Source organism: Planococcus sp. TJ-301 (assembly GCF_058268475.1).
The window spans coordinates 226,035-248,646 of record NZ_JBZDOH010000002.1 but is presented as its reverse complement, the minus strand read 5'-3'; the positions used below and the strand labels follow the sequence as shown (position 1 = coordinate 248,646).

Annotated in this window: 19 protein-coding genes; 8 read left to right on the top strand and 11 right to left on the bottom strand. The window is 44.1% G+C overall.

Annotated elements, in window-relative coordinates; all coding sequences use genetic code 11:
• Positions 1-52: 52 nt before the first annotated feature.
• From AC4EHJ_RS12050 to AC4EHJ_RS12030, 5 genes are all read left to right on the top strand, one after another.
• On the top strand, positions 53-1,429 hold the full coding sequence (locus AC4EHJ_RS12050; protein ID WP_490975869.1) for an FAD-binding oxidoreductase: 1,377 nt from the start codon (positions 53-55) through the stop codon (positions 1,427-1,429).
• 338 nt (positions 1,430-1,767) lie between these two features.
• Positions 1,768-2,409, top strand: coding sequence for a 3-hexulose-6-phosphate synthase (hxlA, locus tag AC4EHJ_RS12045; protein ID WP_490975868.1), 642 nt, complete (start codon positions 1,768-1,770; stop codon positions 2,407-2,409).
• 1 nt (position 2,410) lies between these two features.
• Positions 2,411-2,965 (top strand): 6-phospho-3-hexuloisomerase, encoded by a 555-nt coding sequence (gene hxlB / locus AC4EHJ_RS12040; protein WP_490975867.1) that lies wholly within the window; start codon positions 2,411-2,413, stop codon positions 2,963-2,965.
• Between the two features lie 157 nt (positions 2,966-3,122).
• Positions 3,123-3,965, top strand: a complete 843-nt coding sequence (locus tag AC4EHJ_RS12035; protein ID WP_490975866.1) for a Cof-type HAD-IIB family hydrolase — start codon at positions 3,123-3,125, stop codon at positions 3,963-3,965.
• Positions 3,937-4,299 (top strand): winged helix-turn-helix transcriptional regulator, encoded by a 363-nt coding sequence (locus AC4EHJ_RS12030; protein ID WP_490975865.1) that lies wholly within the window; start codon positions 3,937-3,939, stop codon positions 4,297-4,299. Before AC4EHJ_RS12035 ends, AC4EHJ_RS12030 begins: the two co-directional genes overlap by 29 nt.
• Positions 4,300-4,378: 79 nt before the next feature.
• Here AC4EHJ_RS12030 and AC4EHJ_RS12025 read toward each other — a convergent pair whose 3' ends face one another.
• Positions 4,379-5,575, bottom strand: a complete 1,197-nt coding sequence (locus AC4EHJ_RS12025; protein WP_490975864.1) for a M14 family zinc carboxypeptidase — start codon at positions 5,573-5,575, stop codon at positions 4,379-4,381.
• Between the two features lie 364 nt (positions 5,576-5,939).
• On the opposite strand from AC4EHJ_RS12025, the gene AC4EHJ_RS12020 reads away from it, so the two are divergent.
• The gene (locus tag AC4EHJ_RS12020) at positions 5,940-7,241 is read left to right on the top strand and encodes an acetamidase/formamidase family protein (protein WP_490975863.1); all 1,302 of its coding nucleotides are present in this window, start codon (positions 5,940-5,942) and stop codon (positions 7,239-7,241) included.
• 48 nt (positions 7,242-7,289) lie between these two features.
• Here the strand turns inward: AC4EHJ_RS12020 and nadX are convergent, their stop codons facing one another.
• From nadX to AC4EHJ_RS11985, 7 genes are all read right to left on the bottom strand, one after another.
• Positions 7,290-8,069, bottom strand: coding sequence for an aspartate dehydrogenase (gene nadX / locus AC4EHJ_RS12015; protein WP_490975862.1), 780 nt, complete (start codon positions 8,067-8,069; stop codon positions 7,290-7,292).
• 90 nt (positions 8,070-8,159) lie between these two features.
• Complete coding sequence (locus tag AC4EHJ_RS12010) at positions 8,160-8,522, bottom strand: hypothetical protein (RefSeq protein WP_490975861.1); 363 nt, start codon at positions 8,520-8,522, stop codon at positions 8,160-8,162.
• A gap of 100 nt (positions 8,523-8,622) precedes the next feature.
• Positions 8,623-9,177, bottom strand: coding sequence for a restriction endonuclease (locus AC4EHJ_RS12005; protein WP_490975860.1), 555 nt, complete (start codon positions 9,175-9,177; stop codon positions 8,623-8,625).
• A 27-nt stretch (positions 9,178-9,204) separates the two neighbouring features.
• Positions 9,205-10,695 carry a hypothetical protein gene (locus AC4EHJ_RS12000; protein ID WP_490975859.1) on the bottom strand — a complete coding sequence of 497 codons (1,491 nt, stop codon included), beginning with the start codon at positions 10,693-10,695 and terminating at the stop codon, positions 9,205-9,207.
• Positions 10,696-11,547: a hypothetical protein gene (locus tag AC4EHJ_RS11995; RefSeq protein WP_490975858.1), complete on the bottom strand. Its 852-nt coding sequence runs from the start codon at positions 11,545-11,547 to the stop codon at positions 10,696-10,698. It lies immediately after the preceding gene.
• Positions 11,548-11,998: 451 nt separating this feature from the next.
• Positions 11,999-13,660 carry a diguanylate cyclase domain-containing protein gene (locus AC4EHJ_RS11990; RefSeq protein WP_490976020.1) on the bottom strand — a complete coding sequence of 554 codons (1,662 nt, stop codon included), beginning with the start codon at positions 13,658-13,660 and terminating at the stop codon, positions 11,999-12,001.
• Between the two features lie 50 nt (positions 13,661-13,710).
• Positions 13,711-15,750 carry a sensor domain-containing protein gene (locus tag AC4EHJ_RS11985; RefSeq protein WP_490975857.1) on the bottom strand — a complete coding sequence of 680 codons (2,040 nt, stop codon included), beginning with the start codon at positions 15,748-15,750 and terminating at the stop codon, positions 13,711-13,713.
• 874 nt (positions 15,751-16,624) lie between these two features.
• Between AC4EHJ_RS11985 and AC4EHJ_RS11980 the strand changes: the two genes are divergently transcribed.
• Positions 16,625-17,374 (top strand): SDR family NAD(P)-dependent oxidoreductase, encoded by a 750-nt coding sequence (locus AC4EHJ_RS11980; protein ID WP_490975856.1) that lies wholly within the window; start codon positions 16,625-16,627, stop codon positions 17,372-17,374.
• A 187-nt stretch (positions 17,375-17,561) separates the two neighbouring features.
• On the opposite strand, the gene kduD is transcribed toward AC4EHJ_RS11980, so the two are convergent.
• From kduD to AC4EHJ_RS11965, 3 genes are all read right to left on the bottom strand, one after another.
• Positions 17,562-18,317, bottom strand: a complete 756-nt coding sequence (gene kduD / locus AC4EHJ_RS11975; protein WP_490975855.1) for a 2-dehydro-3-deoxy-D-gluconate 5-dehydrogenase KduD — start codon at positions 18,315-18,317, stop codon at positions 17,562-17,564.
• A 249-nt stretch (positions 18,318-18,566) separates the two neighbouring features.
• On the bottom strand, positions 18,567-20,522 hold the full coding sequence (locus AC4EHJ_RS11970; protein ID WP_490975854.1) for a phospholipase D-like domain-containing protein: 1,956 nt from the start codon (positions 20,520-20,522) through the stop codon (positions 18,567-18,569).
• A 405-nt stretch (positions 20,523-20,927) separates the two neighbouring features.
• Positions 20,928-21,914, bottom strand: a complete 987-nt coding sequence (locus tag AC4EHJ_RS11965; protein ID WP_490975853.1) for an aldo/keto reductase — start codon at positions 21,912-21,914, stop codon at positions 20,928-20,930.
• Between the two features lie 276 nt (positions 21,915-22,190).
• Here AC4EHJ_RS11965 and arr point away from each other — a divergent pair, with 276 nt between their 5' ends.
• Complete coding sequence (gene arr / locus AC4EHJ_RS11960) at positions 22,191-22,607, top strand: NAD(+)--rifampin ADP-ribosyltransferase (protein ID WP_490975852.1); 417 nt, start codon at positions 22,191-22,193, stop codon at positions 22,605-22,607.
• Positions 22,608-22,612: the final 5 nt, after the last annotated feature.

The following is a 22,612-nucleotide window of genomic DNA, read 5'->3' as shown; positions in this document are numbered from 1 at the left end:
CAAATCCAAAGAGCTTGTATATCCTTGTATAAATTAAGAAGGAGCTGATTGAATGACTGCCGAAATGCTTACTGATTGGATCAAGATATTAACAAGTCGCCTATCCGCAGACCAACTATCCACAAGCGCAGGCGAACGCTATCGCCATAGCCATGATGAATCCGACCATTCCCCAGTAGAACCGGAACTTGTGTGCTTTCCGGAAAGCACTCGGGACATTGTGGCGATTTTGAAAATAGCCGGAGATTATAAAATTCCGGTCACTGCTTTTGGCGCCGGGTCAGGTCTTGAAGGCCAAGCCATCCCGGTCAAAGGAGGCATTTCCCTAAACTTCGAACGGATGAACCAAGTGCTGCTTTTTGCACCGGAAGACTTGCTCATCACTGTGCAGCCCGGCATCACTCGATTGGCTTTAAACGAGCGCATCAACCGGCACGGTTTGCAATTCCCGGTCGATCCCGGTGCGGATGCTTCTATCGGCGGCATGGCGGCGACAAATGCGAGCGGGACGACCGCGGTCCGTTACGGCGTCATGCGCGACCAGATCTTGGACATGGAAGTCGTACTCGCTGACGGTAGCGTCATCCACACTGGGACGAAAGCGAAAAAATCTTCTTCTGGCTATTCGGTAGGCGGTCTTTTCACCGGCTCTGAAGGAACACTCGGAATCATTACGGAAATCACCTTAAAACTTTATGCGATACCAGAACATACCATTGCCGCTTCCTGCACATTCGATACGCCGCGGGAATGCGCAGAAGCTGCGAATAGCGTGCTGTTGTCAGGCATTCCGGTCCAGCGCATGGAATTCGTCGATGCCCCGAGCATCAAAAAAGTGAATGAATACGGCGGATATGCACTTCCTGAAAAACACTCCTTATTCTTTGAATTCGCCGGCCTTACCCAATCCGCAATCGAAGACGCCCGACTGGCCGAAGAACTTCTGGTGGACCAAGGAGCGCAGAATTGGCACGTCGCAGCCGACGCCAAGGAACGCGCAGCCATCTGGAAAGCTCGCCACGAAATGGCCTATGCCTATCGCCATCAGCATGGTCTCGCCGTCACCGGTGGAGATGTCTGTGTACCGATCTCTAAATTGCCGGAGCTGCTCGACTATGCGAGGGTATTGATCGAAGCAAGCGGTTTGGAAGGCGGCCTGCTTGGACACATCGGCGACGGTAATTTCCACTCCCTCATCGTCTATGACCCGAAATCCGCCGTCCAAAAAAAAATCGCCTTCGGCATCAATGACCAGCTGGCATTCCGCGCAATCGAACTTGGCGGCACGTGTACCGGCGAACACGGCGTCGGCCTCGGCAAACGAAAATTCCAGGAAGCCGAACACGGCGCAGCACTCGTGCTTTTCAAAAACATAAAGCAGCTGCTCGATCCGGACAACATTCTGAACCCCGGCAAGATTTTCGAATAAGCAAAAGACACACGGATTGTTGAGTCGGCTCATAATGTTGGTTTTAGTCACGATTGCTCCGGGTGGACGCTCACTTATCGCTATTCAAAATTGGTTTTAATAAACGAACGCCCTATTGGAATCGATGGATTTCATTGGAGGCGTTCGTTTTTCTCTGCAATGGGAGTTTAAAATTGAAAGCTGCCGTACGAGGGGACGCGAATCCAGATTCACCCCGCAAGAATACTGACAGTATACTTTTTGTCAGTATGTGATTTTAAAGTGCGTACTTCACAAAAGAGATAGCAGGACTTACACTGAGCCTGAGCCAAAATAAGCAACCGAGGAGATACACCTATATGAAATTACAATTAGCATTAGACTTAGTAGACATTCCACAAGCCATCGAATTGGTGAAAGAAGTAGAGGCATTTATCGATATCGTTGAAATCGGTACGCCGGTTATCAATAAAGAAGGGTTGAAAGCTGTTTCGGCCATTAAAGAAGCCTTCCCGAACCTGGAAGTTCTTGCAGATGTGAAAATCATGGATGCTGCAGCTTATGAAGTATCAAATGCTGTTGCAGCAGGTGCAGACATCGTCACGATCCTTGGACAAGCGGAAGATTCATCGATCAAAGGCGCAGTCGAAGAAGCCAAAAAACAAGGCAAGAAAATCCTGGTCGACATGATTGCGGTTAAAGACATTAAAACGCGTGCTGCAGAACTTGATCTGCTTGGCGCTGATTATATTTGCGTCCACACCGGATACGATTTGCAGGCAGAAGGCAAAGATTCGTTCGAAGACTTGCGCACCATCAAAAGCGTCGTGAAAAACGCACGCACTGCGATTGCTGGCGGCATCAAGCTGGACACATTGCCAGAAGTCATCAAAGCACAGCCTGACTTGATCATTGTCGGCGGCGGCATCACAAGCAAAGATGACAAAGGCGCAGAAGCTGAGAAAATCCAGAAGCTGATGAAAGAAAGCGTGACCGCGTAACATGAACACGACAGGCTTCGCAGATGAAATACTGGCCGAACTCAAAAGGACCCTCACATCAATAGATAACAAGGAAGCTGAAAAACTGGTGTCGGGCATGCTGCAGGCTAAGAAAATATTTGTGGCTGGCGGCGGCCGCTCCGGCTTTATGGCAAAAGCATTCGTCATGCGCATGATGCACATGGGCCTTGATGCATATGTTGTGGGCGAAACGGTGACGCCGAATTTGGAGGCGGATGATCTCTTCATTGTTGGCTCCGGTTCCGGTGAGACCCAAAGCCTGGCAGCGATGACGGAGAAAGCCAAGAAAATCGGGGCGTTGATCGTAGCTGTTACGACCAATTCTGAATCTACGATTGGCCGGCTCGCAGACATCCGGCTTCTAATCCCTGCACAAGCAAAAGCAGACGGTGCCAGCGGCAAGTCCATCCAGCCGATGGGTTCGCTGTTCGAGCAATCGCTCCTTCTTTTCTATGATGCTTTGATCTTGAAATTCATGGAGAAAAAAGGGCTAGAGTCTGACACGATGTACGGCAGGCACGCCAATTTAGAATAAAAGCGAATAAGCCTGAGCCTGAATCGACAGAGGCTTAGGCTTATTTTATTTATCGGGTATTTTAGTCCGCTTCACTGGACAGCCGGATGCCTGACATGCAAAAGTGTTTGTATTGCTAAAACAAGTTCTGAAAAAAGATTTTCAAGGAGAGAAACCCATGTATAAAATGATTGCGATCGACTTGGACGGCACGCTGCTGACAGACGAGCTGACGATTTCACCTGATACTGTAACAGCCATTCAACAAGCGATTGGGATGGGAACCGTGGTCACCATTGCCACAGGGAGAATGTTTTCTTCCGCGAAACTCATCGCGCAGCAACTAGGGATTGATGCCCCGCTCATTACCTATCAAGGGGCGATGATCAAATCTGTGGATGCAACAGAAGTGTTGTATGAGCGAGTTGTTTCCGCTGACATATCACAGAAGTTAATCGAGATTGCATTCGAGAGAAACATCCACCTGCAAGTCTATCAAGACGACATTTTATACGGAGCGACGGAAACGAAAAGGTTGGTGGCTTATGCGGATGCGGTCCAGGTACCGTATGCGATTGAACCGGACTTGATCGGGCTTGCGCAAAAAGGCTTTACGAAATTGCTCTTTATTGATGAACCTCATGTCCTTGATCCCCTGCAAAAAGAATTACAGGCATTGTTCGGCGACTTTGCCTATATCACGAAATCAAAAAAGACCTACCTGGAAGTGACACATCCGGAAGCGAATAAAGGAAGCGCCTTGTTATTCTTGGCGAATGCGCTTGGCATCGACCGGTCAGAAATCATCGGCATCGGCGATAACCACAACGACTCCGAATTGCTGAAACAGGCCGGCTTCGGCATCGCCATGGGCAACGCTGTCCAGGCAGTGAAAGACATTGCGGATTACACGTCTCTCACAAACAACGACGAAGGTGTGCGCCATGCGATTGATAAATTCATTCTCGATCCGAAGGAAGGAAGCGAAGAATATGCCCAATCTAGGAGAAAAAAGCTTTAATTGCGAGAAAGAACTGACCCTTTCAATCATTGGCGGAAAGTGGAAGATGCTGATCCTCTGGCATTTGGGCAAAGAAGGCACCAAACGTTTTGGCGAATTAAAAAACTTGATGCCGGGCATCACCCAGCGCATGCTCGTGACGCAATTGCGGGAACTCGAAGAGCATTTGATCGTTCACCGCGAAGTCTATCCGGTCGTCCCGCCGAAAGTGGAATATTCCTTGACCGACCAAGGGCGCAGCCTGATCCCGATTCTGGACTCGATGTACGAATGGGGCAAGGATTACATGAAGCAAAACTTGGATACGGAGATCGACAACAAAAAAAATGCATAACATAGAACAAAGCGGATTGCAGGGGGATGCAATCCGCTTTGTTCTATTTGTGTTTCTTCTATAATGACTTGATACGTGATTAAAACGCTGGACGGTAAGCTGTAAGCGGGATGTCTTCATAGGCTTCCGGATCCAATTCTTCGACCGAACCGTCTGAGACGCCTTCGATGATTCCAGAAAGGCCGCGTTCAACCGATTTGACCAATTGCCCTTTTTCTTTTTGCCCTAGGCTCTGCGTTTGCCCTCTTACTTCAAACAGGACCGTGCCGCTGCCGTTCAAGGCGTAGCTGCCAAGTGCTGTCCCAGGAAGGTCTAGCCCTTGCGAATAAAGCGAGATGTTGGTGAATTTCGACTCGCCGTAAGACTGAAGTTCGTTATATGCCAACAAGTTCAATTGCCGCGAGAAATCGTAATTGTAAGTGTCGGCATACTCGGCATAATCCACTCCTTCAGGTGTGCTTGGATCCGGTACGAACTGAGCCGATAACGACAATGTTACAGGATCGTTTGTGCCATCGACATAGTACAAGCCTTGGTGGTGCAAGTCGACAAAGACGTCCACATTGCCGAATTCGTCCTGCAGCGATTTATAGACATCGCGGGAAGTTTGCGCTTCCGGAGTAATGAACCAGCCCGGCTCATCCGAAGCTCCCGGGAAGTCTTGCGCTTCTGGCACATAATCTAGATCCGGATTAAAGTCACGGTTTACGTCAAATCCAGGATTTGCACCGTAATCGTAGCTTTGGCTGATGCCGCGGTCCAGGTAGTTCCAAGAAGGCGTTGCGCCAGACAATTGCGGGTAGCTTTCAACCACTTCGTTCCAAGTCAGGCTGTTGCGGCGCTTGTCCGCTTCCGAAGCATCCGGGTTCATCATCGGCATGAAGACGACCGTCACTTCTTCGCGGATCTTTTGGGACTCTTTTGAGTTATTGGATAAAGTCTTTAATAGATTAAGAATCGCGACCGTGCCTGTTTTTTCGTTGCCATGGATTTCACTTTGCACCAGAAGAACCTTGTCCCCGGTGCCGACTCTCGCCGTGTAGATATCTAAGCCTTCATGCGACTGTCCCGCTACCCCCACTTGCACGACTCCTTTGCTGTTGGCTTCGATTTGCTTCAAGCTTTTTTGCAGCTCCTGGTAATCGATAAATCCGGAAATCGCGTTGTCGTGATGATGTTCTGCCGTTTTCGTATTGTTTTCGACCGCATAAACCGGCATTGCCAATGCTGTACACAACCCTAAAACCCCTACTGTACTTGCCCATCTTCTTTTCAAAAACACCCACTCCTTTTAATTTTTATTCGCATTTGGTACCTTCCACTTTTCAGCGTCGTTTCGTCTCCTCTCGCGTAAGATTATTTACTTGGCTCGAAAACAGCTTAACAATAAAAGAAATAATAGTAAATATTTTTAGAATATTCAGTCCTTTAGTAATAAAATGGATTATTTTTACTGCTCATTCTTATACCAATAGATACAGAATGCACTAAATACTTCGACCTACTAAATACTTTTCACAAATAAAAGCATCCCTCTTAAGAAAGATGAACATTGCCTGGGGAGCAACACAATTGTTAATGGCCGTTCCAAGCGATATAATTTAATTAGTCTGAAAACTTAAACCTTGAGGAGGAATATTGTGAACAAAACGGCAACTGAAACATTATTCGTCAACCATTTCGTAGATGGCATTTTGGATCCGAATAAAGAGATGTTGGGGCCGGTAAAAGACGGCGGCTACATTATCGCGAATACGGCGCCTGGCTGTTGGGGACCGATGATTACGCCAAGCATCAAAGGCGGCCACGAAGTGACAAAGCCGGTTTACGTCGAAGGCGCTGAACCGGGAGATGCGATCGCCATCCGGATCCAGTCCATTACGGTCACTTCCCAAGCAACAGCATCCGGCAACGACCAAATGATCGAAGACCGCGCAGACGGCGATGGCTATGTCGCAGCGAAATGTTCGGAATGTGGCACGAAAAATCCAGAAACCGTCATCAAAGGCATCGGCATGGAAGCCATCCGCTGTGCGAACTGCGGAGCGGACGCCACTCCTTTCATCTTCACAAATGGCTATTCGATGTTCTTCGGCGAAAAAGGCGATGTCGGCCTGACTTTACCGCAAGGAGCAGCAGAAACGATTGCGGAAGCTGGACGGTTTTACATGAACACTCCTGAAGCGTCTGTCCAAAATCCGGTGGTGACATTTGCACCGCATGACCTGGTCGGCACGATGGCACGCATGCGCCCGTTCCTCGGGCAACTTGGCACGATGCCATCACGTCCAACGCCCGACTCCCACAATGCTGGCGATTTCGGTTCTTTCTTGGTCGGCGCGACCCATGAATATACGAGCACGCAGGAACAATTAGAAACACACCGAACGGACGGCCATTTGGACGTCAACCGGGTCCGCGCCGGCGCTGTCTTGATCTGCCCGGTTAAAGTTCCCGGAGGCGGCATTTATCTCGGCGATATGCACGCCATGCAAGGCGACGGTGAAATCGCAGGGCATACAACAGACGTTTCAGGCATCGCCCATCTTCAAGTCCATGTCATTAAAGGCATGAATCTCAAAGGGCCGATCTTGCTGCCGAACGTTGAGGATCTTCCCTACACGGCGAAACCGTTCACCGCAGAAGAACGCCAATCGGCTCAGCAAATTGCCGACAATTGGAACGTCGCCAAGATTGAGGAATCGTATCCGGTGTCCTTTATCGGCTCCGGTCCGACTTTGAATGACGCCACTGAAAATGGCCTTGCCCGCGCTGCTGAACTTTTCGGCGTCTCAATTCCGGAAATCATGAACCGCTCGACGATCACCGGCGCGATTGAAATCGGCCGCCTGCCGGGCGTCGTGACCGTGACGTTCCTTGCGCCAGAGCCGTATTTGAATAAAACCGGCTTGCTCGATTTAGTCAAAAACCAATACAAATAATGAAATAACCGCCATTCCGAATACGGAGTGGCGGTTAATTTTATGTTTTTAGTTTCCAATGCGCAGCGCATGGTCTTTGTTCTGCAGCACAGCGAGGATACTCAATGCAGCGAGCAGGCTCGTCTTCGGGTTATTCGGCATCGGATTGTTTTGGACTTGCAGCTGCATCTTCCCGAAATCCCCTTCCGCTTCAATGGTATGAGTATTCCGTTCAATAGCCGGATCGACGATTACGCGCACTTTTGTTTTCTCGACCCCGATCCCAGCGATCGCGAGCACCAATGCAACATTGACATTCTTCGGGAATTTTTCGACGGCTTCATATGCTGAGCCTTCGAATATCACCTTTTCTTCATCCGATTCAACTCCGAGCGATTGGGGTGATTTCCGTGTCGTGATTTGCACCCGCTTCAAGCCACCCGCCGCTTTCGCCGATTGCAAGACGTCCAATCCACCAATGGCACCGGACGGCAGGAAAATGTGCGTGCCGTGTGACTCCGCCAAAGCTTTGACTTCATCCAAAAAAGCGACATCTTTGAAGACGCCGATGCTGCTGACGACGAGGTCTTTCTTATGTGCGACCACATCTTTCACATAGAGGCCAGCCGCTTCCACAGTCGCTGCCTCTACGACAATATCGATCGGCAATTCCAAGAATGAGCGAATGTCCGTGTAGAAATCGACTTTGAACTGTTCACTCAAATGCTTCCCGACTTCCTGGTTGCGCCCGAAAACGGCTGTGATTTTTCCATTGGCCATGTGGTTGGCGTTTATCTGTTCCAGCAAATACGCCGCGATATTGCCTGTACCGATGATCCCGATGTTCATGATTGGCCTCCTTGCATAGAAAGATCTTTTAATTATATCTATCCTTGTTTAGCAGCAGTAAACACGATTTGAACATTCCTTATTTTAAACTTAGAATGACGATTTCATTTCGTCAATGATACTCTGAAGTCCGGACAAATTTCCTTTTCCTAAAGTTGCATAATAATTTATATGCTTTTGGACAGCATTCAAAGCATTTAGATAATAACGTTCTCCGAAGTCTTTTCGAATACTTTCAAGCAAAAACTTATTTGTGCCGTTATTAAATGCCCGCTTATATTCTTCTCCATCCATCATAGCTAAGAATATTGTAATGAAAGCTTGAGCAGATCCTTCGGTCATACCTGATAATCGATTAATTTCGATTTTCCCTTCGCTTCTTGTTATTTGTCCAGAGTATACTTTTTTTGCTGTTTTATATGCTTCCTTACTCATAGCCATTGTGATTTTCATCTTTACCCTCCCAATAATTATTGTTATTCTCTTTTCAAGAATGCACTTCACACTTCTAGCTTAAGAATTTTAACATCAAGTATTTTAGTGACGTCTTAGTTCAACCAACTTTCTTCGCCAATAAAATCTCCACCAATTCATCACGGTTAACCAGTTTCACTTTATTGCTCCGTGCCAGCTCCGCAGCCGCCTTTGTGAAAAAGCTGTTTGTGACGACCCACGCTTCGTCAGCTCCATAATGCAGTTTCGCTGCGGAAATTTCCTGCACTGCTTTGATCCCGACATTGCTTTTATAGCGCTTTGCCTGGACGGCAATCTTTTGCTGATCTTTTTCCAGAATAAGATCCGCTCCATAATCGCCAGTATAGGGTGTTTTTTGAACGGCATAACCTTCAGCTTTGTACCGCAGACGCAAATATTCTTCGAACTCCGCCCCCGACATTGCATCCACTTGCAATATGCCCGAATCGCTAATTCTCTTCTGCTTTTTGTGCTGAAATGTCTTCACAAGAGCAAACAATCCAATAAAAACTATTGCAAATACGCCAATTGTCGCTTCAATGGATTGGGTGTAAATATAAGTTATTGCGGTGCTAAGAACCAAAACCCCTGTCAGCAGCTCCGATAAATTGTCTTTCTTCTTCTTGTTTGCCACAGTAAACCACCTTTCACTTCATTCTTATTATTCTAAGAAAAACGAGTCTAAATCAGCATCAGTTCTTAAAATTTTCGAGTTATCTACACCTAATGCTACTGCCAAATTTACAGAAGCTGCAGCTAGGACATCTGAGTTAGCCTGAATGTCAAAGGCTGCTTCAATAAGAGAGTTGTAGTAATCGTAAGTTGCATTTATTTTAGCAATGATTTCTTGGTATGCTTGATTTACTTCAGCTAGGAGCGAATTTGTATATTCATTAAGTATTTCTTTTAATTCTTGTTCTCTAGTTCCAATTTTATCTTTTGCAAATCCCCAAACAAAATTCGCTGTCACCGTTCCAATAATAGAACCTAATAATGGAACAGGGATCAACATCTGCCCGATTGCTCCGCCAGTAGCTGCAATTCCTGCTTCAATACAAAGAATCTGTCCTTCTGTAACAAACTCATCCATAGAAATTCGTTCTTCCTTTAAATCTGCACTTAATGATGCTAGTCCCATAGCGGCACTTACTACAGCACCTGCAAATGGTGCCGATAAAGATGTCAGGTTTGTCAAAGCATAAATGCTCCCAGCAGTCACACCCCCTTTTGCACCAGCTTTAGCCGAACTTAAACCGATTTCCTTCCAGTCATCTTCATTGAAATTCTGAATCTTTTTTCCTTCCTTAACTTTCCCATATATGACGGTTATAGTATTTAAAGAAGCAGCAATAGCAGCTGCCGAACCCGCAATTTTAACTCCTTCACCAATCGAAGCGCCTCTTTTTGCTTCAAGTAGCTTTTCTTTTCTTTTTGATTCTTTAAGAATTCCATCTTGAATGTTTTGATTTTCATCTATAATTTTATTTTGATAGTTCGAGACCGTTTTTCCGACTACACCAAGTTGTACTTCATCGTAGTTTGATATCGAAGGCCGAACTAAATCTTGGAAACTTCTATCTGTCCGATTCTCTATCTCCTCTACTTTTTGAAGAAGATTCCGAATAAATTTATCACTTAAGTAATTAGGCGGGTTCCCAGCTCTTATTGCTTCAATAACTTCATACTGATCTTTCGGTATTGAATAATTCATCGTTCCATCTTCATATTTATTGTAGTGATTAAGTATGTGCTTGAGCGCGTTGTTTGTACCATTGATAAATTTCGATTGATATTTAATTCCTTCTAAAATGAAATCTTCAGGAGCAGTTCGGCCCACCCCTTCAAAAGTTGCGACTCCACTTTGCCCATTTAAAGCGGCCCGCGCATTCCTCACATTTACTTCTAAGTGCTCTGCTACTTCACCATGTTTTGTTTGTTCTGATCCAAGAATATTTTGTGGATTTGATAAAAATCGACGCATTTTCATCAAATGCTCTAAAGCATTTTCAAAGTTTTCATTTTGCAGATTTTGTTCTTTTATTTTTTCCTTTATCACCTGATCCAATCGATTATTTATAGTAGCTTCTTTCCACTGATTGAATCCACCCACACCGGCCGCATTAATTTGACTTTGCCAGACATTCGTAGCCATCTACTTCCCAATTTCCTGTTTGAACATCGCTGAAAGACTTTCAGTATTGTTTAATAAAGCTCTTAATAGATTTTTTTCTTCCGGTGAAAATTCAGTGTAAGATTTCACTCTTCTTGTATTGCTTACAAAAGTGATTAAAGTTTGCTCAATATTAGTAGCCAATGTTTCAGTGGAAGCATTTAACTTTGTTATTTCTGTAGACGTTGCCTTCAGAATTTTTGATGCCTTTATAACTTCAATACGTTCTTTGTCAGCTTTAATAGCAACCTCTTTATTTTTTTTAGTGGCCAAAAATCCACCCGCTGCAAGGCTCGCAGCACCAATTCCCCAACCGATAGGACCAGCTAACGCTAATAATGCGCCGCCCCCAGCCACACCTCCACCACCTGCCGCAAGAACACCTCCACCTAACCAAGCCAATGCAGCATTAGTAGCCGCCACCCCCGATAAAGTAGAAATAGCTGTACCTGTGGAAGCTACTCCAAAAGTTGTTGCAATTGCCATAGCTGCTGTTGGAGCAATTGCAGCAGTAGCTACTCCTGCCGCTACTCCTACTGCAGTACCTCCGCCTGCCAATTTAATCATTTCTTTTTCATCATATGAAATTTCACTGAGTGTTTTAAAGCTTGATAAATTGAATTGAACTTCTTCAATTGTTTTCTCAAATTCCTTTGGGGTATTTGCTAACGTGTTAATGTATTCTTCTATCTTATTAATAACTTCGACTCCATAAGAACGAGTGTTGTGGAGGCTTATTGCTTTGTTTTGTAATTTTTTTGTAGATTTTTCGTAACTAACTATTGAGTTTTTCAATTTTTCTATTGCTTCTTTTTTCAATGAATTATTTAACATAATGATTCTCCTTTTTAATTTCGTATTGTTATATAAACTCCCATAAACGAATGTAATTCAAATTTAATTTTCGGTTGTAAATGTCATTCCTTTAAATCCTTCAAAAACCTTAGATCTTATATCCTCCGGAGACTTCACATCAAACAAAGAACTGTCCAAAATCTTCATTGTACATCTAGACTTTCCCAAATCTTACATTCGGCAACATGCCCTTTGATTTCCTTAGTAATCATGCGCACTTTTTACTAGTTCTTTTATTAAGTAAATAGTAGCATATAAAGACACCTAAATATAGATACTTTTCCATTTTAATACATTAACAAGTGTTAACTTAAAATGCCCTTCCCAGGTACCCAAACGATTCAAAGACATGAATAAAAAACGCCGCTCCTAGGAACTTAAATCCCCTTAGAGCGGCGTTTTATAACGATATTACTGCCTATACTAGCCATTACAAACAGTGAAAACTATACGTGCTGCGTCCTGCTTTTTTCGATTCATACATAGCAATATCAGCCCGTTTCAATATGGAGGATACCGTAGCACCTGCCGTTGATGCCAAAGCAACTCCCATGCTGGTGGTGACGGCAAGAGAAACAGCATCGATTAGCCATGGCATCTCAATAGCTTCTTGAATTTTTCGGGCAATGTTTCTTGCTTGCTCTTCCGTTTTAATACGTGGCAATAGAAGAACAAATTCATCGCCGCCCAGACGTGCTGCCACATCTTGTCCTGTGATGTTTTCTTGTAAGCGTTTGCCAAATTCTGCAATAACAGCATCGCCCATTTCATGTCCAAACTGGTCATTGATGTCTTTAAAATAATCAATATCAAGTATAATCACGGTCACTTTATCATCAGATTCCGTCCCTTGATGGATGATTTCTTGAAGACATTCTGTTAAAAATCTGCGATTTGGCAGGCCGGTTAATGAGTCGTGGTAGGCATAAAAATGCAACTGGCTTTCATTCTCTTTTTGTAGCGTGATGTCACGCGTAATTGTCAACATGTGGACGAAATTCTGATCCTTATCGAATATAGGCGTCCCTTGCACTTCTGTCCAGATCCAGCCGTTTGTTTTATGTTTTAGCCGCACTTCTAATTTATAAGATTGCGCTTTAACAATTGCCCGCGAGAAGGATTTTCTTAATTGCAGAATATCATCTGGATGAACGTTATGAAAAGGCGAACTCTCCATTTGTTCTGTAGGTTCGAAACCAGCTATTCTTTTGCTCGATGGGGAGACATAAAGTGTTTTTCCATCATGATCCATTAAAACAATCGCATCTTGCGCATTTTCTGCAATAATTCGGAAACGACTTTCACTTTCTGCGTACTGACTGAACAATTTATCTGAGTTTCTCATGTCTTTCATTGTTGCATAAAAACCTACAACTTTGTTTTTCACTTCGATCGGTGCGAAATGAATCAAAATCCCAATTAAATGGCCCGATTTCCCTGTAAATTTGGCGCGGAAATCTTTTGAATCCCCTGCCATAGCTAGCTTGAAATCCGCAGCGAATAATCCATCTTCTTTTTGGTCAATATATCCATCGAACCTCGATCCAATTAACTCATTCAAGGAATAACCCGTCACTTTTTCAACAGCAGAATTCCCGGTTAAAATTCGCCCTTCTAAATCGAGGGAGAAAATTGCATCAGAATTATTTTCATATAACGAACGATAGCGAGAACGGCTTTCTTGGAGCCGTTCCCATGCTTCTTCATTCTCCAGTCGCGCCATCCGTATATTGGTTATATCTTCAACCAATCCAATGATAAAGATACATTCTCCAGTTTCATCGTACAGTGGTGTCAAGGTCGTCTTTGAATAGTTGGGCTCTCCTGATGCAGAAATAAAGGAATCTTCAAAAACCACTTTTTCTCTCTTATGGAAGGCTTGACTATACTGCTGTTCCAAAAAGCTGGCGAGTTGAGGTTCATGTAATTCCTGAAATGTTTTTCCCCAATCATTTTGGCGCATATGGGTTTTTTCAAAAACTGCCTGGTTGAAGAACTCATATTTAAAAGTGGAATCACTTGAATAGCTAACGATAAATATCATGTCTTTTATTGCTTCCATCATCACCATTTGATAAGGGAGTATACTCATTTTTTGCAAGGGTCAAGTTCCTTTCTTAAAACTGCTTTCCAAATATTGTTCTAGTCGTTCAACGCTTGAGACATCACTAAAGATTTTTGTCCAAGCTCTAAGTACTTTCTTTCCAAGTCTTCAACTTTTAAAGGCTTATCATATAAATAACCTTGATAAACGCTGCAGCCATTTGCCTGAAGGAATTCTGCTTCTACCTCCCGTTCGACTCCTTCCGCCACCAATTCACATTCGATGCTTTTCGCTAAGTGAATCAAGGATTTCAAGACGGCTTCGGATTTCGAGTCTTGGCCAATCTTTTGAACGAACGACTTATCTATTTTAATTTTAGTGATTGGAAAATGGGTTAAGTAGGAAATCATGGAAAAGCCAGTACCGAAGTCATCGATGGCAATCGACATGCCCTTTGATTTGCATAGAAGCAAATTTTCCAATGTTTTGGGCGAATAGGTCAGTTCTGCCTGCTCCGTAATTTCAATCTCAATCTGCTTCGGATCGATTTCATAGTCTTTCATCAAAACAAAGAACTGGTCAAAAAAGTCCGTATTACTGATAAGAGAAGGCGTCATATTGATGGCAGCCCGAATTTTCCACTCATATCTTTTTTCCCAACTCTTCAATTGAGTAAAGACTTCTGTGAGTAGATGAAAAGTCAGCGGAACAATGTCCCCGGTCTCCTCTGCCACCTGGATGAATTCGAATGGTGAGATTTCACCGAGGTTTGGATGAGCCCAACGCGAAAGAACTTCCACGCCTATGAGCTTTCCAGAATCCCCATTGATTTGTGGCTGCATCGTATAATAAAACCCGTTTTTTTTAAAATCTCCAGCTAGCCCTTCTATAATGACTGCTTTACGTTCATGCGCGGTCTTCATGCGTGGACGGAAGAAAGCATGGCAGGAACCGCGAATCGATTTTGCTTCGTGCATGGCCATTTCAGCATAAGAATATACTTCTTCCATTGTTTTTCCATCAAAAGGATAACAAGCAATGCCGATGTTGACACAGACTTGAATCTTTTGTCCGGTTTCCAGAAGGACCGGCTTATGGAAAATCCCTTCAATTTGTTCAGCAAAAGGGGTTAGTCTTTCCTTCAAGCTAGTTTCTTTCAAAATGATAAACTCGTTTCCATCCATGCGGGCAATGTGGCATTTTTCATGAGCAAACCCTTTTAGCTCTTCCGACACTTTTTTCATGATCATATCTCCAGCATCATAGTAATGCACGGTGTTGATAAAGTTTAAATTATGAATATGGAGATGGAAAACCGTGAACTTTGTCCCCTCTTCTCGCAGCGAACGGGCCATTTGAGTAATTAATCTGCGGTTCGGCAACCCAGTCAAATAATCATAGTTGGCAGATTCCGCTAATTGGGCCTCTGTCTTTTTCCCTTCACTTACATCTTGTAAATACAGCGCCAGTCCGCCTTTCTTCAATGGACACGCCTTGACCTTGAACCACGTATCGAGTGGTTGGTAATAATCGACAAACTCCACTACGACTCGTTCTTCCAGCGCGCGCTGGTAATGGGAGTGGAAGTAGGTTTCCACCGCTTCTGGAAAATCTTCAAATAACCGGTGTCCTATCAACAAGTCGCGTTTGCTTTGAAGAAATTTTTCAGCAATATCATTTATATAAATCAATTGAAATTGATCATCTAATAAACAAAAGCCCTCTGTCATGCTTTCCAAAATGATTTCTGCTGTAATCGGTTCCATTGAATGAAGCGTAATCGGTTTATGGGAGACAATAGCTTCAGTCGAATTTCCTGAAGGGAATTCCACTCTTCGGACTTTTACCTCAAGCCATTGAGTTTCGCCATTCCCCAAAACGAACGGATATATTTGTTTATGTTCCTTCTTCTTGTAGGCCAATACTTGCTTTATCGCGTTTAGTTCACGTTCTTTCCCCAGTTTTTCAAATTCCTTAAAATAATCCGAGCCTACTTTCCATAAAGATTCTCTTACATTCTGCTCAACACAAAAGTCTACCCACGCCTGGTTCACTCTTAAGATTATTCCATTGACGTCAATTGAAATTAGAAAATCGTCGATTGTATTTACCCATGCTTGAATCTGATTATTATCCAATCATTTATCTCCCTAAAAACTGATTTTCAATAGTAATGCCTGTCTTTTCATTATTTCATAGAGTCGGATTCTTTTTAGTATAAAAATAAAACTTTACTGTTCAGAAATAGTTAAAATTCAAATTTTTTATTTTTATTGATAGAAAGAAGTTGATCTATCATCTAAAGAAATATAACAAATCTGGCATATAGCCACCTATCAGGAATACATCAAAACCAACTCACCCTTTTCAAGTGTTCAGTTCAAGTGATGAACTTTTTAAAAATTTTCAGATTAAACCCTGATAAAGCTAACTTTTTTAAAAAGAAATACACTTTCCCACCCTTATTTCATGATGTTTGATTCTGCATTTAATTGTTAAATATTTACCATAAAATTTAAATATATTAAATAATTAACATTAGAATGAGACTAATATCTTCTATTGTACAACACAAAATATGAAAAAGTACCTAAATTTAAATTTTTTAGTTAACAGATTTCATTTTCCTTCACAACTTAGTTATCCCTGATAAAGTTTCATTTAAAAATATTTAAATGAAAATGGTCAAAAATTGATCCTTCCAGCTGGTCAATTCCTTTTTATTGTAGGATGTAAGAGGAAATCACACCATATGTTTATAGTTATTGCACCGAACAATTGATACATATAAATAAAATAGCGCTCCTAGGAGTATTATTTCCTCAAAGCACCGATCTAATCGCAGCGTCAAGAAAAGTGAAGAAACCCTAGCAATTAAACCTCTACTTGGCTTGGATCTATAAAATGCATAGTTACACCAATTCCCTGCTCCTTGATTAGCTCCTCCCAATTTCGGGAATCGATTAAAGAAAGATTTTTAACGAAGCACCTAAATTAGAGGAGGAAGATCATATGGGCAAAACAGCGATCATTACAGGCGGCGGCAGTGGGTTGGGGCAATCGGCAGCCTTGCGCCTCGCAGACGAAGGCATCAACATCTCCGTTGTCGATGTCAGCGAAAAAGGCGGCAATGAAACCGTTGCGAAACTGAAAGAAAAAGGCGTGGACGCCATCTTCATTAAAGCCGATGTCTCTAAGGCTGAAGAAGTGAAAAACTACGTGGACAAAACACTCGAGCATTTCGGTTCGATCGATTATTTCTTCAATAATGCGGGCATTTCCGGCAGCGGAAAAAACTTCTTAGAAACAGACATTCAGGAAATCGATCAGATTGTCGGCATCAACTTGCTTGGCGCTCTCTATGGCTTGCGCTATGTGGCAGAAGCCATGCTGAAGAATGGCGGCGGTTCGATCGTCAATACCGCTTCCAGTGCCGGAGTCATCGGCCAGGCTTCTGTGGTCACTTATGGCGCTACGAAGCACGGAATCGTCGGCATGACAAAGAGCCTGGTTGCGGAATACGCCAAGGACGGCCTGCGCGTCAATGCTATTGCTCCGGGCCCGACGGAAACACCGATGGTCAAAACCTTCTTCGAGGACAATCCGGACATGAAAGCAAGCGCTGAAGCCGGCATCCCCCAGAAACGCCTAGGTACGCCGGAGGAAGTCGCGGAACTTGTCGCTTTCCTGCTGACTTCAAAAGCGCAGTACATCAACGGCGACACCATCCGCATCGATGGCGGATTTACCAATACGAAATAAGCTACACCCTAGCTGTAAGCAAGATCATTCTCGAAAACATAAAAGCACAAAAAAGAAATGCCGCTCCAAGGAAATCTATTTTCCTTCGAGCGGCATTTTATGCAAAGTACCTTTTTGTTGTAACCAGAATCGCTTAGAGTTGTTACTTTCCCAGGGACGCGTTTCAAACTTGTTGTGATTACTCCTCTTATCTTCCCAACCATCCGCCATCTATGGCCAGCAAATGCCCATGTACGTAATCGGCAGCTGAAGAAGCTAAAAATACCGCTGCTCCTTTGAAGTCGTCTGGATTTCCCCAGCGCCCTGCTGGAATTCTGTCCAAAATTTGTTTGCTGCGTACAGGATCATTCATCAATGCTGTATTCATTTCAGTAGCGATGTAACCCGGCACAATCGCATTGACATTGATACCCAGCGATGACCATTCATTAGCTAATGCTTTCGTTAATTGTCCAACTGCACCTTTGGCCGCCGCATACGCTGGTACGAATACCCCACCTTGGAAAGATAGTAAGGAAGCGATGTTAATAATTTTCCCGCTCCCTTGTTGCGTCATAATCTTTCCAGCTTCCTGACAAAGGATCCAGACAGCTTTTAAATTCACGTCGATCACCGCATCCCAATCCTCTTCAGGAAAATCGACTGCAGAATGCCGTTTTTGAATTCCAGCGTTGTTCACCAGAATATCAACTGACCCCATTTGTTCATTAATTATAGGCAGGATCACGCGGACATCGTTCAAATTCGTGAGATCACATTTGAAAATCTCACATTTCACACCCAGCGCTTCAATCTCTTTTTTTGTTTCTTCATTGTCTGAACGCTGAATGATCGCTATGTTTGCTCCCGCCTCCGCTAGTCCAACCGCAATTCCCTTTCCAATGCCTCTTGAACCGCCTGTCACTACGGCAACTTTATCTTTTAAATTGAATAAGCCAGTCAAACCCTCACTCCTCAGATGAATAAAATAGTCATTTCACAGAAACTGTTTGTTCCGCTCCTCCGGACTCAACCCGATTTTCATTTAGTAAAGGGTATCATACAAGAACGCCTAAATATAGGTAGTTTCCATTTTAATACAGCGATGACCGCATGAAAAAAACCGTTCAAAGAAAAGATGGCTTTCTTTGAACGGCGTTGCTTATTCAGCATTCTGCAGCATGGTTTCAGCACCGGGGACGCGGCATTGGACCTAGTTTACTGCTCCGCCAGCCAGTGCGTATCTGACGTTAAACTCCTGCAAAAATTGGTTTGTAATGGCTGCGTCATGGATAAACAGCAGGTTTTCGTCATTGATGTTATTGCCGTTATTGCTCCAGTTTGTGGATCCTACAATAACAGTCGGGTCACTGTTTGTGTCAGCATCGATCAACATCGTTTTGCTGTGAAGTTTGCGGGACTCATTGGCCTGGTAAACGGGTGCAGGATTGGCCCAGCGGGTATTCGGATTGTCTTCGCTGACCTGTGAAGCGGTGCGGCCCGTCATATCCACACTTGCAGACCACCATTGGTTCCAGAAACTTTGATCAAATACCCCTTTAATATCAAAGCCCGTTAACGTGCCTTCCAGGTCATTATAAGACCCTTCCCATAAATTTTTCAATTCATCGACCAGACCCTGATCGCTCCAGGCAAAAATGGTGAAGTAAGTATTTACATCGGCTGATGTTTTAACAAGTTCTCTCATTTTACCGACTGCATCATCACCTGCAGAAAAGTAAATTTCAACGATTTTTCCGTTCACGTCGACTTGGTGTGTCGTATTATCAATTTTTCGGGTGTTGAAGTTCGCAGCGGCTATGTCAGGCGATAGGGCAGAACTGCCCCACATTTCATTAAATTCAACTTCGAAGACATCAGCCATTACAGGCCAATTGATTTCGACTACATGCTGCTGGTTGCCGTCTAAAACGCCTTGTTCCATATTGGTTTCAGTGCCGTACAAGCCGGTTACTGTGAAGTTCCAGCTTCCTGTAAATACCCAGCGGTCATCAATGACTGCAAATTTGTTGTGCATTTGTGTTCCGGGGCTATAGTAGGCATCGGTGCTTTTTTCTTCAGCTTCCACAAACAAATGGCCGGATACGTCACCGCTTCCCACTGCCACGGTTTGAAGCGGGAAATCTTCCGGTGTGGCAGGCAAGCCGAAGTCCGCTCTTGCTGCACTGTCTTCTACAGCAAACATTGGAGAATCAGAGAATACATAAATATCATCCGCTGTTCCAACTTTTCCATCCTGTCCCCTTACCATTTTTTCCACTTGCAGCCGCATCGTTTTGAAACGCTCCGCATAATTCGGATCGGTTGCATCTTTGGCATCCGCGATGACACGCACATCAATGCCTTCAGCCGCTTTTGCGATCAACGCATCCACAATGCCTGGCAGATTGATTTCGTATGTTGCAAAATCGATGCTTGTCGTCGCCTGATTCAGGCGGTTGATCAGCCGGGTTTCCAGATTCACGTTATAGTTTGCTTCATTTCCTGAACTTGCGTATGTAGTATCGGCACATTTGTTAAAGTACACATTAATTGCACCTTCCGCTTCCGAAACGTTATTCAACTGTTCCGTTTTATCGGTGCAGCCTTTCACTTTTGAGTTAACTGCACGCGGAGTGCCGTTTCCTCCATCGTAAGTTTTGGCAGAATCAACCCAGTTAGTGGCTTCAGTGCCGGCCACAAGCGGATCGACTCTTTCCATTGTTGCCTTTGATATATTATCTCCTGCATACCAAGCATCTGCACTGTCTATTAAAGCACCGGCAGAATCTCTCAGTTCAAGTGCCTCATCGTTATTTTCCAGAGAGCCTGTATAAATCAGGTCAGCAGCAATCCCTGCGACGGAGCTGTCACTGGTTCTTTCCAATAAATAATAGCCGCCTGCCGCAATAGTGCCGGAGAGGCTGATTGCGGGGCTGTTATCAGTGGCGCGCAAAGTCCATCCGTTCACATCTACCACTGAATTCGTCGTATTATGTAATTCAATCCATTCGCTATTGTAGCTGTAGCTTGTACCCATCCAGGCAATTTCGTTAATGGCTATCGTGCTTGTCGTTGCTGCGTGTGCTGTTTGCCCTGTTTCAATACCAGGTGCCATAAAAGAAATAATAAGTGCAAAAACCATTGAAAGCCGTGCTGTATTCCTCATCTTCCCAACCCCTTTTCCATTTTCCCAAGGCTATTCAAGCCCTCTATTATTGTATATCTGTTTTATTAATTTAGTATTAATATTTAACAATAATTTCATTTTAATTTTATGTTTTACCTATTTTTAACATAAATAAGGTAATAGGCACTGAAAAGCAAGCACTTGATAAAATTCCAGTGATTGCTTTTTAAAACACATGTAATTAAAGCCATATGATTTTAGCGGTTTCGCATTTAAGAGTTCCGATCGCTGGAAGCACCACAATTCTCAAACAATTCAAAAGCATGAATAAAACAAAAAGCCGCTCAAAGGAAAGTTGAATTCCTTTGAGCGACGATTTAAGTAGAATAACTTTGGTTCTGATATTAAAAACGGAAATTTTTCCCACCTAATTCCCATAAAAGCTTACTTTCTTGGCAAAATAGCCTTGGAAGAAATGAGACCATTCTCCACGAGCTCTTGCCAAAAAGCAGCCGGAATCGTTGCAGTCATTGCCTCCAAATCTTCTTTGATGCGGTCAGGCCGTGTCGAACCAGTCACGACGGCTTTCACCGCAGGGTGCGCGGTTGAAAACTGGAGCGCTGCATCTTTCAAGTTCACACCATGATTGCGCGCAACATGAGTGAACTGCTCCACTTTCCTTTTGATTTCCGGCGTGATTTCTTTGTAATCGAAAAAGTCTCCGCCCAATAAGGCACCCGAGTTGAACGCTGAACCGATTACGAGTCCGCCGTCTTTCTCTAGTGCCAGCGGCATCATGCGTTCAAGGGCTCGTTCGTGCTGAAGAAGCGTATATTGTGTCGCAGACAAGCTCAAATCCGGATGTGCCTGTTCGAGCTCAAGCGCCACTTCAATCGGCGTCGTCGTGTTAACGCCAAGCCCCCATGCTTTAATTACCCCTTCATCCCGGAGCCGGTCCAAGACTTTAAAGGCACCATTGCGCGCTTCAACGAACTTCGTAATCCATTCATCTCCCAAAAAGTCCGGTGAAATATCATGGACAAAGACCATATCCAGGCGGTCCATTTTCAGGCGCTTCAGGCTGTCTTCAATCGACTTGAGCGTGCCATCTTCGGTATAATCCGTCAGAATTTTATTCTTACGGCCATACGCAAACAGCCCTTCTTTTTCCTCTTCTTCGTCAAGCACGATCCGGCCGACTTTCGAACTCAGCAAATAGTCATCGCACTTATACGAAGACAAGATTTCGCCTAGCCGACTTTCAGCCAATCCCGCACCATAAAACGGCGCCGTATCAAAATACCGGATCCCTTCGTCCCACGCTGTCTGGATTGTCTCCATCGCTTCCTTTTCAGGAACGTCCCGGAACATATTGCCCAGCGGCGCCGTGCCCAGGCCAAGTTTGTTCTCTATCGTCACATCGTGTTTCATGGATGAACACCTCTTTTGAATTTTTTTAATAAAAACACATACAATTATCTACCCGCTGTGAAATTGGATAAACGATGGAAGTTGGATCAAAGACTTTCTTAAACGCAAAAAAGCCTGATTCCCCCGGTCAATAAAAGGGAAATCAGGCTTTCATAATAGATAAATCGTTCTCTCTACCTCCATTATACCCCGAATAAAAAATAATTTGCAGTCTACTTTTCCCGAAATCCCTTCACTATACTGGTACTACACCCATAACACAGGAGGCAGATCCGTATGAATGACAAAAAAGATGTCTTAGATCAAGGCCCTTTCTTCCACGGCACAAAAGCCCAATTGAAGATCGGCGATTTTTTGGAAGCTCAGAACCTCTCCAATTACCAGGACAAAAAATCGAATTATATCTACTTCACGGCAACCTTAGAAGCGGCTAAATGGGGTGCTGAATTAGCTGCATCCGATGCCAAAGAACGCATTTACATCGTCGAACCCCAGAGCGATTTCGAGAATGATCCGAACTTGACCGACAAACGGTTTCCCGGAAACCCGACGCGCTCTTACCGGTCCAAGTCGCCTTTGAAGATAGTTGCGGAATTGGGCGCCTGGGAACGGCATTCCGAGGAAGAAATCAATCATATGCTTGGCTCTTTAAAAGCGCTGCGTGACCAGGGCAAGGCGATTATCCTGGATTAGTTTTT

Coding starts and splice junctions, on each gene's coding strand:
- AC4EHJ_RS12050 (WP_490975869.1), top strand. CDS start 53: ATGACTGCCGAAATGCTTACTGATTGGATCAAGATATTAACAAGTCGC.
- hxlA (WP_490975868.1), top strand. CDS start 1,768: ATGAAATTACAATTAGCATTAGACTTAGTAGACATTCCACAAGCCATC.
- hxlB (WP_490975867.1), top strand. CDS start 2,411: ATGAACACGACAGGCTTCGCAGATGAAATACTGGCCGAACTCAAAAGG.
- AC4EHJ_RS12035 (WP_490975866.1), top strand. CDS start 3,123: ATGTATAAAATGATTGCGATCGACTTGGACGGCACGCTGCTGACAGAC.
- AC4EHJ_RS12030 (WP_490975865.1), top strand. CDS start 3,937: ATGCCCAATCTAGGAGAAAAAAGCTTTAATTGCGAGAAAGAACTGACC.
- nadX (WP_490975862.1), bottom strand. CDS start 8,069: ATGAACATCGGGATCATCGGTACAGGCAATATCGCGGCGTATTTGCTG.
- AC4EHJ_RS12010 (WP_490975861.1), bottom strand. CDS start 8,522: ATGAAAATCACAATGGCTATGAGTAAGGAAGCATATAAAACAGCAAAA.
- AC4EHJ_RS12000 (WP_490975859.1), bottom strand. CDS start 10,695: ATGGCTACGAATGTCTGGCAAAGTCAAATTAATGCGGCCGGTGTGGGT.
- AC4EHJ_RS11995 (WP_490975858.1), bottom strand. CDS start 11,547: ATGTTAAATAATTCATTGAAAAAAGAAGCAATAGAAAAATTGAAAAAC.
- AC4EHJ_RS11990 (WP_490976020.1), bottom strand. CDS start 13,660: ATGAGTATACTCCCTTATCAAATGGTGATGATGGAAGCAATAAAAGAC.
- AC4EHJ_RS11980 (WP_490975856.1), top strand. CDS start 16,625: ATGGGCAAAACAGCGATCATTACAGGCGGCGGCAGTGGGTTGGGGCAA.
- AC4EHJ_RS11970 (WP_490975854.1), bottom strand. CDS start 20,522: ATGAGGAATACAGCACGGCTTTCAATGGTTTTTGCACTTATTATTTCT.
- AC4EHJ_RS11965 (WP_490975853.1), bottom strand. CDS start 21,914: ATGAAACACGATGTGACGATAGAGAACAAACTTGGCCTGGGCACGGCG.
- arr (WP_490975852.1), top strand. CDS start 22,191: ATGAATGACAAAAAAGATGTCTTAGATCAAGGCCCTTTCTTCCACGGC.